Source organism: Pseudolactococcus hodotermopsidis (assembly GCF_011170085.1).
GTDB classification, from domain to species: domain Bacteria; phylum Bacillota; class Bacilli; order Lactobacillales; family Streptococcaceae; genus Pseudolactococcus; species Pseudolactococcus hodotermopsidis.
In genome coordinates this window covers 1-12,381 of the sequence record NZ_BLLI01000065.1, presented here as the reverse complement: position 1 = coordinate 12,381, position 12,381 = coordinate 1, and the positions used below count along the sequence as shown (strand labels likewise).

Here is a 12,381-nt window from a genome sequence, read left to right as displayed (position 1 = left end):
TTCTCCCAAAAATAAAAAAATTTGTTATACTATAGTCATGAACTATGAATCCCTCACGAAACTCAGCGATAGTCATTTTAAACGTCTAGTTGGCGTTAAACGTCCAACCTTTGAATCTATGAGCAGTCTTCTTAAGACCGCTTATCATGAAAAACATAACCGTCGAGGTCGTCACAGTAAATTATCAGTTGAAGATATGCTTTTCTTATCCCTCAATTATCTTCGTAGTTATGATACTTTTTTTGAATCATTCACAGTGAGTAATATCCTTTTCATAAGTATTAGTTTAACATTTGGGACATTTTATGTTTCGACCTACTTAGGACATTATCACTTTCGAATGATAAACGACCGTGGAAAAAAACGTAAATATTGACTTTTTGCCCATTCTATGGCAAAATTTAATACAATATATCAAGTAAAATGCCATTAGTGTCCTCTTTGATGTCGTTTTTTTATTTTCAAAAATAGAAAAACGCTCCAGACAAAATCTGGAGCGTGAAAGTACTAAACATCCCTCACATATTGATAGTGCTTTAATGTTTAGCTGGCAATCTGAACTTATTTTAACGTCACATCACCTAGATTACTTGTAATAATCAGTTTGGCAAGCTCTTTCCTTGTTTTTTTAGCTTGATAAGCCTGTATAATCTCTGAATCGCCTATCCTACTCTTGGCAAAAAAGTTGGGAATCTGACAATCTGTCAGATCAATATCGCCATTTTTACCTTTAATTTCGCCATCAGTTTTAATCTTGCTCTTAGTCAACTCAATCTCACCATTATTGCTTTGAGCAAAAAAGTTGTCAAATGTTGCATTCTCAACCGTCACATCCCCATTTTTAGTTGACAGATTTGCAACTTTAAATGTGCCATTGACTAAATCAATGCTACCATTTATAGTTTTGGCAGTTATTTCTTGTGCTGATGTACTCTTAAAGTCAATATAACCATTTGGCGTGGTCGCCTCAATTTTATTGAGATTGGTCAACTTAGTAAACTCAAACCCACCATTTTTATTTTCAGCTTTGATCTGTGATAACTGATGTTTTTTCGGAATTTCGATTGTGAGTTCTTGATTATTTATCTCGATAATGAGGCCTAGATTAAAGGTAACATAGTTTTTACCGTTAGAAACATCAATCGTCAGATTTCCTTTACTATAAGCTATTTCCACATCATTTTCAGAGGCAATATTACTAGCACGCACATCAAATTTATCGCCCTCAATCACTGTCACACTCGCATTTTCAGAAATAATCGTCAGCGTTTCAACCTCAGAAATTTCCGGCAAGTCCTCTTGGTAAGACTGGCTGAAATAATCTTTCTCTGAGCGATATTGCATGCCATGAGACCAATAAATGCTACCAGGTTTCTCAAAAATAGCAAGCAAACAAGCTAAACTCGTACCAAAAACTAACAGACTTGCCCCAATAATTAATCGCAAATTTTTACGTTTCATAGTTTTTGTCCACCTTTTCTAATTATTTTTTTACCAATCCATGTGATAAATTTTACAAGAAGTGTTTTGATAGCTTTAATTAACGTTAAAACAACTGGCGACAATAAGATAAGCGCGCCGACAACAGCAAGTCCAGCCGAAATATAAAACAAACCACCTGTTATAGATTGGGGCAAAACCATGATTCCTCCAAAAATAGCGAAAACTGCCACAATTGCAAAAGTAAATAACACACATAATATTGTAAAGATGAGTGTCGCAGCCGTAATCGCAACAGTGAAAATCATGACCACCACCACAATCGCAACAGGAATCAAAATCGGTGAAGCAAAAATCGCAAGAATAATAAACCAAGTCAGCTTAAAAGGCGATTTCGCAGGTACTTTTGCCACTTCTTGCCCTTGCAAGGCAAACATCTCCTCGTCCGCCGCGTCCATATAATAGTCCGCTACCAAGCGCCGCGCCAAGTTCTTTGGCGTACCAAACTCAGCCACCGCCGCACCATCGCTCAACTCGCCATCCGCCAGATATTCCTCGTAATATAAAATTGCCTCATCTATCTCATTTTTCGGCAAAGCCTTCAAATTTGCCCTTAAATCATTGATATAGCTCATGCCACACCTCCTAAAATGTCGTTGATCCCCTTGGCAAATGCTTGCCAATCGTGCTTGATTTCCGTCAGATGTGCCTTACCCATTTCGGTAATGCGGTAGTATCTGCGCATTCTCCCTTCAAATGCTTCATCGTAAGTGGATAATTCCCCATTTTTTTGCAAACGGCGTAGCACGGGATACATGGTCGATTCCGAAACAACGACGTGTTTTTGCACTTCTTTGGTCAAAAGATAGCCATACATATCCGCCTTTTCAAGAATCGCAAGCACACTACCGTCAAGTAAAACTGTTGGTGTTTGGATTGTCATAATTTAGTTTCCTTTCTTTTTATTAAATGCCACTTTTCAGCCATCTTTTTTGATTCATTTTTGAAAATGCTGTGACTAGCACCAAAATAACGGCGACGTAAAATAAGAGATGTAAATTATCTTGACTGGATAGCCAGACATTTCCGCCTTTGAAAGAGCTTTGAACTTTACTGAACAAGTCATTTGATTGATCAAAATAAGCAGCATATTTGAAAATACCTCCTAATTGGCTCAAAATAAGCGTAAATATCCAAAAGAAAATCGTTGCTGCAATGGATAAGAGGAGATTTGGCAGTAACATTGCAAAGAAACTGACAACTAAAATCTCATATAAGGTGACAGCTGTACAGAGCGCTAGCATTTGAAGAAAATGGCTGAAATTACCATAAACGATTGATGTCGCGAGATTAAATAAGACAATCGCAAGGAAAAATTCTGAGGCAAGTACCGCTAGTTTTCTCAAAAAATAGGTCATCGCAGTCAAACCGCTAAAACGGTAGAATAGCACCGTTTTGTCCTGATTATCCTTGTGAAAAGTGTAGGCAACAACAAAACTATAAACAAGAAAACCGAACTGCGTGAAAACAGCGTAGACACTGAGCATAAAGTTGTCATAGGACGGTTGACTTACCTTGTCAAGAGCATATAACATCACATAGGCAAGCCCGAACATCGCCAAAACAAGCGCCATAATGAGCCAAATCGTGCGACTGATGATTGATTGTTTAAAAAACATACTAGCCCCTCACATAACTTTCGATAATGCTATCAACACTCGAAAATGGTGTCAAATTTTGCTGATTTAGTAGGTACAAATCGCCTGTTAGATTGGTTAAATCTTGCATTTCATGCGTGATATTTAGGATAATTTTATCAGGATTTTCACGAATAAAAGCATTTAGAAACTGGTAAATCTCACGAATCGTTGTCTGGTCGAGCGCATTTGTCAGCTCGTCTAAGATGATGATTGACTTGTCAGATAGAAAAAAAGTCAGAATTTCCAGTTTGCGTTTTTGACCGTCTGATAATTTTTTGATTGCAAGCTTCGGGTCAATATTTGACAGATTGAGTAAGGTTGACAGTCGGTCAATTTTTTCTTGTGAAAATTTTTGTGCTAGGAACGTTTGCAAGTCTGTCAAACGCAAATCGTTTGGGATTCTGGCGTAACTTGAGATGATGAGTGTTTCATCTGGTCTTGTCCGTAGCAACAAATCTTTGGCAAATTGCGATTTACCAGTGCCATTTTTTTCTAAAATGTGCGTGATTTTTCCTTGGGCAAAGCTCACGTTGACATCAGTCAATAAGGTTTTTTTGCCAATTTTTAGGGTATAGTTCTGAATTTTCATTGACTTTTTACTTCTTTCTAAAACAATATTATTTCCTGTATAGTATTATGATATATCAAAAATAGTATTGTGTCAAGTATAAAGTTAAAAAAAAAGCACATTTTTAAACTCATGCTTTGATTTGTTTCTCGACAATTTTATAAAGGCAAATGGCTAAAATTAGAAGAATGGCTGACATTGAAATGATAAAAATCGGGAAAATACTGAAAGTCATCAGTCTAAACAATACGCCAAATAGTAGCGGAAAAACAAGAATACCTAGGAGACAAAAGCCGACATTGTAGGAGATAACTTTTTGAGCGATTGGTTCTGGATACATTTGATTGGGCAACATCATTAGCAAAGGATAGAGCGCCGACATGGCAAGTCCGAGTACGAAAACAACTACTGGTGTCCAAGCGGTTGGTGGAAATAACAACGCAAACGACATGATAATAAGTGACACAAGATGAGTGAAAATGATTTTTTTATCGCTAAGAAATCTTGTCAATACCCCTGTTAGGAATCTACCTGTCATGAGGCCAAGCCAAAATAAGGTTGTATATCCTGCTGAAAGGGACGGTTTTACTTGAAATACTTCAGCATAATAGGTCGCAAGGAAAACGCCGACAACACCTTCGACTGAATAGAAAAAATAAAATAAAGGACTGACAAAATAAGCAACTCTAAATTTCGGTTTAAGCTCATTTTCTGATTTTTCAGCAACATTTTCAGACTGATCATGCTCAGCAAATGTTGCCCGATAAACGAAAATAAGAGTCAAAATCAAGATTTCGACAACCGTAATAAAGCCAATCGCCAAACGCCAACTAGAAAAGGTGGACAGAAAAAAAGTCAGAATCGCAGCACTCAAACTAACACCGAGGCCATAAAAACCATGCAACAAACTCATGAGCGAACTCGGCAAATGTTTCGCTGCAAAATGATTGACTGTGACATCAATCGCCCCTTGACCAATGCCCATAAAAGGGGTAGCCAAAAATAACACAAGCGGGTTGGCTGTTACCATCATCAAAATAAGCCCAATAATCACAAAAGTCATACTAGAAAAAATCACTTGTGCCACTGTCAATTTTTGTGAAATTTTTGTATAAAAAACACTTGATAAAAAAGAAAAAACAAGCATAATTGTTGACAAATAACTGACTTGACTTGCACCCATATCATAACTCACGCGCATACTAGGCCAAGCACTACCTAAGATAGAGTCTGGCAGACCAAGCGAGATATAAATGATAAAATTTAGAATGACGATTGCTGTGATTTTAGTTTTCTTGGACATATGACCTCTGTTTTTATACTCGTTCAAGTATAGTCTAATTCCATTATACCACGAAAATTTTTTATTTTAGTTTAAGCGCTACTGATGTTGTCACAATTGCAAGAAAACCTGACATTATAATTAAGATAAAGATACCAAATGCCCCAATAATCGGCGATAACATTAACATACCAGCAGCTATTATTTGTCCAAGTTTAAAAATAATGCCGTTGAAAGCGACATAGGCACCTCGCTTATTTTCGACCATGAGCTCAGCTAACTTGCTTTGTCTAGTTGGCACATAAAATAACTCTCCTATTGATAAAATAACACTAGATACAACTAATATGACAAAATCCAAAGAAATCGCTTGAATCGCATAACCTAGGCTAAAAAGCGCTACGCCGATAATAAACAAGCAGTTGTTAGCATATCTCGTTACCATTTTTGAAATCGGCACTGTCAATAGAACAATCAACAGGGTATTAAGCGTTGCCATCAAACTGACGATTTTTAGCCCATCAAATGTTATGCCAAAAACTGACTGAGGCAGAAACTCTTGCGCCAAATGAACTGAAATATAGTTGGTGCGCTGAAATTCAACGGTCATAATCAAAATACCACCAATCGTGAATAAAACGAATCGCAAGTCTGAAAAAACAACTTGATAACTAGCAAAAACAGCACCAAGACCAAGCCTTTTATGACTCGTTTTTTCAACATAATGTGTTTCAGTGATGAAAAATTTCGTCAAAAGAAAATTTATGGTATTAATAATCACTAAACTAATCACAAGCCAAATAAATGCCTTTTCAAAGAGCCAACCACCAATCGTAATGCCCAACATCATTGATAAATTACTAGCCCAATAATTGATAGCATACATGAAACCACGCGTTTCTTCGCTCGAAACATCAATCAACATCGCCTCACTCGCTGGGCTAATACAGGCACTTGCAATATTATTTAATAACATCATAAAATAAATGATTAGTACTGGATGAGCCATTAGAAAACTTGCCAAAAAAATAACAATAGCCGTCAAAAGTTTCAGCAATTCACCAATGAGCAAAATGCTACGCCGACCAAAAATATCTGTCAGATGACCCCCATAAACACCTGAGATAAATGAAATAACAACACTTATCATAACAAGTATGCCTGCGATTTGCACCTGATAAGCACGTGTCAGATAAATCGTCATAAATGGAAAAATCAGCGAACTAGCAAAACGGCTCAAAAACTGAATTTTTATCCGTGTCCGAATATTTGAATGAAGTTGTTGCCACATCAATTTGCCCTACTCTCTTACTTTATGTTATCATTATAAAAGAATACATTATATTTAAAAATGGACGAATTGATAATAAAATGTCCCCTTTTAGAAAGCGAGCTGGCTATGAACCAAGATTATTTTAGATTACGCGCAACATTTCCCAGGCAAAAAGCTGATTTTCGTTTGAAAGAGTTAGAAAGCATTTGGTATCTTTCCAGCAAACAAGTCAAGCGCCGATTGCTAAAATTCCAAGAAAAAGGTTGGCTGACTTATGAACCTGGGCATGGGCGTGGTCATTTGTCTAAATTGTCTTTCAAAACTAACTTTAAGAAACAATTTAAAATGGAATTGGCACATGCTTTACAAACAAAAAATGCTGAAAATTTATTATTTCTCTTAGAATTGCCACTTCCACTTGATTGGTTACGTGATTTTCAAGCTGAAATTCAAGACTTTTTCGATTTCAAACACACTAATACTCAAAATGAGCCAATTGTTTTACGAAAAGTTTTATCTCGTCCGATAACCACACTAAACCCTACTCAAACCGCTATTTTACACGAACATTATCTTATCAAGCAGCTCGGCGATACGCTAGTTGAATACAAAAACGACACGCTCACACCACTTCTTGCCCACCATTTTACAGCAGATAATGCGTATCAAAAATGGACGTTCTTCTTGCGAAAAGGTGTGAAATTTCATAATGGAAAAGTGATGACAAGCCTTGAAGTTAAGCAAACGATTGAACAGATTAGGCATGAGCTAGGTCACGATTATTATCAATTTGAAAACCTTATCGCTATTGAGTGTCCTAGCAATCATACGATTATTTTCAAGCTCAATCAACCTGAGCGTTTATTCGCTCGTTATCTAGCAGACATCAAATACGTCATCAGAGATATTGAAAATGAAACCACACCTGAAAATTGGATTGGAACTGGTGCTTTCAAAATTACCGAAAAATCTGATAAAAAATTGAAACTCACAGTAAATGAGCATTATTTTGGCTATCGCCCATTTATTGATGAAGTTGATTGCTTTGTGGCTGACTTGCCCAAGTTTTCAACGACTTTGTTTGATCCTAACCAATATAGCGATATTGCCTACTCGAAAAAAATTCAGCAAATTGGCGGAGCTGAATTTCTCATTTGTAACATGAACCGCAAGACGATTATTCAAAATCAGCTGATTCGTCAAGCAATTTATGAAGTTTTGGATATGAGCCAATTTAAGCAAAGAAAAGGCATTCCTGCCAGTCATTATTTTTCAAAAGATTCTCAACCACCCCAAAAATCTCTTACCAAAGCCAAACATTTGCTCAAAAAAGCCCATTATCAGGGCGAAAAAATCAAACTTGCAACCTTGGCGCATTTCAAAGACACAATTACTCTAGGCAAATGGGTAACGCAACGCGCAAATGCCATCGGTTTGAGAATAGAGTTGACTTATTTTACTTTTGAAAATGATTATTACAGCGATTATTTAGTAAATGACATTGATTGCGTCCTGCTTGGCGACATTCCAACTGAGAATGACGAGTTAGCCTATTTAGAATTTGTGAGCAATCACAATTTATTGATTCAAAGAATGTTGTCAACGATACAACTTACCCAACTCCAAAAAATGATTCGACATTTCAAATCTCAGCCAAGTCAACTCGCACGACATCAAACTTACCTAGAAATTGACAAGTGGCTAACTAGCAACTATTATCTGATATATACCGTTCATCCTGTAAGAGAAGTTTTCACTCATCCTATGTTACAGGATGTTAAGGAAGATTACGATTATAAAACAGCTTGGTCAATTTAAAGCAATTTATGCCATAGCAATAATTATCAATATCTCTTGAACACCCCAAAAATCGACTTTCGCCTTGAAAGTCGATTTTTTTAGTCTGCGATATTGCGCTTATGCGCCCACTCCGAGCTAAAGAAATAATCATCAATCTGATAAACAGGTTGCTCATGTTTTTCCGTCAAAAACGGCACAATATATAAGAGATGCCGATAGCAAATAAAGAATAACCCGCAAAATCAAAAAAGAGATTTAAGCCGTAGGCATACATAACAAGCAAAATTTGCCAATTGAACAAGCCACCCGCAGCCAAAACCAGATATTTTGCCGACGGCAATAAAACCTCACCGAGGAAATAAGCCAAGATAAATTTGTAAAATGCCCCTAGCATGAGCGACCAAACCGCCTTTTCAAGCATATTTAGATAGGTTTCATGGTCAGGAATTTTTTGATAATCAGCGTTAAAACGCCGATAACGGTCAATCGGTCCAGATGAAATCGTTGGCATGAAAATCATAAACCGCAGAAATGACCAAAACCTAACACCATGCAAATCGCCATCCCACATTTCCATAATCATCGCAACCGAACGGAAAGTCAGATAGGAAATCCCAAGAAAACCAAACAGAGAATTAACACCCAAAACCGCTGGTGTGATTTTGACGATAATCAAAGGCGCAACCGCTAATAAAACACTAAGATAAAAAAGCCATTTGTTGTCAAATTGCTTACGGTAAAGTTGATAAGCAAAAACAACGCTTGTCTGCCAAACAAGATAGATAAAGAAGGCATAAAGTTGTTGATAACTCCTACCACCAAACATCAACGCAATGAAACTAACTGACATCAAACTCTCATAAATCGGTAATCGACGCCCGAAAAACAGAGCAACCACAATAGGTAAAAGCGCCAATAACAAGACAGCAAAATATTGTGGCACACCATAAGGTTGCAGATTAGGCAAAGTTTGTAGCCAATGTGTTATCTGGCTCATTTGTCATCTCCCTTACTGACTTGATTAACCTCAGCAATCAACGCCTTGAGGTCAAGGCGTTATCGGCAACTGGTCACAGTAAATAAAGCGTGACGGCATCATATAAGCCATCATCTCATCAGCAAGTTCGGCTTTTATCGCCTGAGTCAACGTCAACTCCTTTTCAAATTGCTTACGTACACCCGATTTAAGAACGACATATGCCAAAAGCTGTTGTACCTTGTGCTGAGACCTATCATAGCGCGGCACTGCCACCGCAGACTCGATATATTGCGACAGATTTAAAACATGCGCAACTTCTTCAAGCTCAATACGATACCCTTTTAGCTTAATCTGAAAATCTTTGCGCCCATTATAATATAACATTCCATTTCCATCCATACTACCAATGTCGCCCGTGTGATAAGCAGGCAAGCCGTCTAGCCTAAAGAAAGCTTGCTTCGTTTTTTGGGAATCATTGATATATCCCTTAGAAATGGCTGGTCCTGTCACGATAATTTCGCCAAAACTGCCAGCAGGTAAAATCTGTCCCGCTGAATCAACAATAACCGTTGGCGAATCTTCTTTAGCATAACCAATCGGCAAACGTTCAGCCTTTTCAAGCATCTCATCTGTCATCGCAACCGCTGAAAACGCAACAGTCGCCTCCGTTGGCCCAAATGAATTGACAATTTGAGCTTGTGGAAAACGCGTTCGCAACTTAACTGCAGTTCCCAAGGTCAATTCTTCACCACAAAAATAAAAATGTGTTAAATTTGGCATTTTTTCAGCTATAAAATCGTCTGATAACAAAACCATATCAATAAATGATGGCGTTGATACCCAAACTTGAAGTGGCATTTGGGGCAAAACAGCAAATAATGCCTTGAAGTTATCCGTTTTATTTTTTGGCAACACACACAAAGTGCCACCAACCGCTAATGCAGGCGCCCAAGACATGACAGATAAATCAAAAGAATAAGGTGCTTGGACAAGGATTTTTGCCTGTTTTGACAAGTCAAATTCGCTTGAGCTTAGCACCCAATTCACAAAGGACAAGGAGATTATCATGCGAAATCTGGACTCCCTTAGGCTTGCCTGTCGTACCAGACGTGAAAATGATGTAATAAGTCTCATCTCCCTCCCGTAACCATGTGCGTGAGTTCATAGGAAGCAGACTGACGCATCTTTTCATGCAGTCGTTCAGCTGAAATGATAGGCACTTGCGAAACGTTAATCGGTAGCGCTGAAATAGCCACTATCGCAGTAGGTTTAGCAATCTCTAAAATCGTAGTCAGACGTTCAGGCGCCGAACTTGCATCCACTGGAATATAAGCATGACCAGATTTGGTCAGCCAACAAAAGTCGCTAACATCTCGTATTCTTGTCCACCAAAAACCAGGATTGGACTTCTTGCTGGTAAATTCAAACTGTCAATATAGCTTGCAATCGCATCCGAATCACGTTTTAGCTGTGCATAAGTTTGTTTCACACCCAAATTATCGTAAACAGGCTGTTCAGGTTGTGTGACAGCACAGCTTTCTAATGTTGTTATCATATTTGAAATGCTCATCTTGCTTTCTCCATTAAAACTCATTATAAATAAAGTTCCCTTGTCCATGTCCAGAATAGCCGAACAAATACAGTAAATTAACAAAATAATGAAATAAAACAAGGTCTGTAAAATAAATTTCATAAGTATTTTATTGCCATTTTTCATCAAATTTAATTCTCCATTTTATTTGTATTTTCCTATTGTAACAAATAATTCTTTAAATTATTATTATTTACTATGGTATTCTAAAACATTTGCTGATAAAATAATTTTAACATTTAAATCTTAAATCAACTATTTAATATCTCTTAAATTAATCAGATATGATTATTATAGCGCAAAAAAAGCGCTGTAAAACTTACAGAACTTGATTTTCTGCTTACAATTTTGTAAGATTCCTACACTTTATCTGCTAGAGCCACGTTTCACGAAACCGTGCGGTAAAATCACACGCTTTTCTTCAATTTCTTCTTTGCTCATCATTTTTGTCAATAAACGCATTGAAACAGCCCCTAAATCATACAAAGGTTGCTCAATAGATGAAAGCGATGGACGCGTAAACTCGGTAATAACAGAATTATTGGCAGTGATAATCTCAAATTCTTCTGGCACTTTAACACCACTACCAGTCAAGCCATTGAGTAAGCCAACAGCAACTTCATCATCAGTCACAAAAGCTGCTGTCGCACCAGATGATTTGACACGCTCAGCTAATTTCAAACCATCAGTATAACTGTAATTTGTCTCGAAAACAAGCGCCTCAGAGAAATCATGACCACTCTCAAAAAGCCCCGCCTGATAACCAGTCAAGCGTTCCTTGCCATTGATAGCATGCACCATTGGTCCCGAAACAAGCGCCACTTTCATGTTTCCCTCAGCAAGGCGCATCGTTACCTCCTTAGCCGCTTGCGTATAGTCAATGTTGACACTCGGAATCTGATTTTCCTGATCAACCGTCCCTGCAAGCACAATCGGTGTACGTGTACGCGAAAATTCCGCCCGAATTTTATCAGACAAATCATGCGCCAAATAAACGAGACCGTCAACTTGCTTAGCAAGCAAGGTGTTGACCACATTAATCTCCTTATCACCAAAACCATCAGAGTTCGCGATAACGATATTGTATTTATACATGGTCGCAATGTCATCAATACCGCGCGCCAAGCTTGCAAAATAGCTATTGGCAATATCTGGAATAACCACACCAACCGTTGTCGTTTTCTTAGAGGCAAGACCACGAGCCACAGCATTTGGGCGATAGTCCAGACGATCAATAACATCTAAAACCTTACGACGTGTGACTTCCTTGACATTTTGATTGCCATTAACCACACGACTAACCGTTGCCATTGAAACACCCGCCTCGCGTGCCACATCATATATTGTAATTGTTTGATCTTCCATTTTACTTCACTCCTCATATATATTTCATGCCAAAAAGGGGGACACTAAGACTTTTCGTCTTGTTTCCACACATTTTCATGAAAATAATATTTTCATTTCATTAAATCTATTTTATCATTTTATGAAAGGGTTTTCAAGGGTTTGAATAAAGTTTTTCTGTTATTTTTAACAAAAAAACAGCCTCTTACAAAAGAGACTGTTTTTGACGTATTTTATAGGGAAATACGTTTAAATAACCTGTATTTTATCTTTTTAATAACTAAACATTACTTAACCAAAACATCTTGACAAGCTATCATTAGCCGCCAATGCCTGAAGTCGTGTACCAATTTCACTTAGACCCAAAATCGGAATCTCGGAAATATCGACCATCACGGCATTGT

The 12,381-nt window shown here is 37.6% G+C and carries 12 protein-coding genes and 1 pseudogene; 2 read left to right on the top strand and 11 right to left on the bottom strand.

Annotated elements, in window-relative coordinates:
* Positions 1-37 precede the first annotated feature (37 nt).
* The gene (locus tag Hs30E_RS09145; RefSeq protein WP_172209654.1) at positions 38-376 is read left to right on the top strand and encodes a hypothetical protein; all 339 of its coding nucleotides are present in this window, start codon (positions 38-40) and stop codon (positions 374-376) included.
* 185 nt (positions 377-561) lie between these two features.
* Here Hs30E_RS09145 and Hs30E_RS09140 read toward each other — a convergent pair whose 3' ends face one another.
* From Hs30E_RS09140 to Hs30E_RS09110, 7 genes are all read right to left on the bottom strand, one after another.
* On the bottom strand, positions 562-1,461 hold the full coding sequence (locus Hs30E_RS09140) for a DUF4097 family beta strand repeat-containing protein (RefSeq protein ID WP_172209653.1): 900 nt from the start codon (positions 1,459-1,461) through the stop codon (positions 562-564).
* On the bottom strand, positions 1,458-2,075 hold the full coding sequence (locus Hs30E_RS09135) for a DUF1700 domain-containing protein (RefSeq protein WP_172209652.1): 618 nt from the start codon (positions 2,073-2,075) through the stop codon (positions 1,458-1,460). Before Hs30E_RS09135 ends, Hs30E_RS09140 begins: the two co-directional genes overlap by 4 nt.
* The gene (locus Hs30E_RS09130; RefSeq protein WP_172209651.1) at positions 2,072-2,383 is read right to left on the bottom strand and encodes a PadR family transcriptional regulator; all 312 of its coding nucleotides are present in this window, start codon (positions 2,381-2,383) and stop codon (positions 2,072-2,074) included. Before Hs30E_RS09130 ends, Hs30E_RS09135 begins: the two co-directional genes overlap by 4 nt.
* Positions 2,384-2,405: 22 nt before the next feature.
* Positions 2,406-3,119 carry a hypothetical protein gene (locus tag Hs30E_RS09125; protein WP_172209650.1) on the bottom strand — a complete coding sequence of 238 codons (714 nt, stop codon included), beginning with the start codon at positions 3,117-3,119 and terminating at the stop codon, positions 2,406-2,408.
* A gap of 1 nt (position 3,120) precedes the next feature.
* Entirely contained in the window at positions 3,121-3,729 is a 609-nt protein-coding gene (gene yydI / locus Hs30E_RS09120) for a YydI family epipeptide exporter ATP-binding subunit (protein WP_172209649.1), read from the bottom strand.
* Between the two features lie 109 nt (positions 3,730-3,838).
* The gene (locus Hs30E_RS09115; RefSeq protein WP_172209648.1) at positions 3,839-5,011 is read right to left on the bottom strand and encodes an MFS transporter; all 1,173 of its coding nucleotides are present in this window, start codon (positions 5,009-5,011) and stop codon (positions 3,839-3,841) included.
* Positions 5,012-5,072: 61 nt separating this feature from the next.
* Positions 5,073-6,281 (bottom strand): MFS transporter, encoded by a 1,209-nt coding sequence (locus Hs30E_RS09110; RefSeq protein ID WP_172209647.1) that lies wholly within the window; start codon positions 6,279-6,281, stop codon positions 5,073-5,075.
* Between the two features lie 108 nt (positions 6,282-6,389).
* Here Hs30E_RS09110 and Hs30E_RS09105 point away from each other — a divergent pair, with 108 nt between their 5' ends.
* Entirely contained in the window at positions 6,390-8,081 is a 1,692-nt protein-coding gene (locus Hs30E_RS09105; protein ID WP_172209646.1) for an ABC transporter substrate-binding protein, read from the top strand.
* A gap of 166 nt (positions 8,082-8,247) precedes the next feature.
* Here the strand turns inward: Hs30E_RS09105 and Hs30E_RS09100 are convergent, their stop codons facing one another.
* The 4 genes and pseudogenes from Hs30E_RS09100 to ccpA all read right to left on the bottom strand — a co-directional run bounded on the left by Hs30E_RS09100 (position 8,248) and on the right by ccpA (position 11,998).
* Entirely contained in the window at positions 8,248-9,060 is an 813-nt protein-coding gene (locus Hs30E_RS09100) for an MBOAT family O-acyltransferase (RefSeq protein ID WP_191088467.1), read from the bottom strand.
* Positions 9,057-10,636, bottom strand: a pseudogene (gene dltA / locus Hs30E_RS09095) (D-alanine--poly(phosphoribitol) ligase subunit DltA). Before dltA ends, Hs30E_RS09100 begins: the two are co-directional and overlap by 4 nt.
* Entirely contained in the window at positions 10,626-10,679 is a 54-nt protein-coding gene (gene dltX, locus Hs30E_RS11595; protein WP_267130246.1) for a teichoic acid D-Ala incorporation-associated protein DltX, read from the bottom strand. Before dltX ends, dltA begins: the two are co-directional and overlap by 11 nt.
* Positions 10,680-10,999: 320 nt before the next feature.
* Positions 11,000-11,998, bottom strand: coding sequence for a catabolite control protein A (gene ccpA, locus Hs30E_RS09085; protein WP_172209645.1), 999 nt, complete (start codon positions 11,996-11,998; stop codon positions 11,000-11,002).
* Positions 11,999-12,381 lie beyond the last annotated feature (383 nt).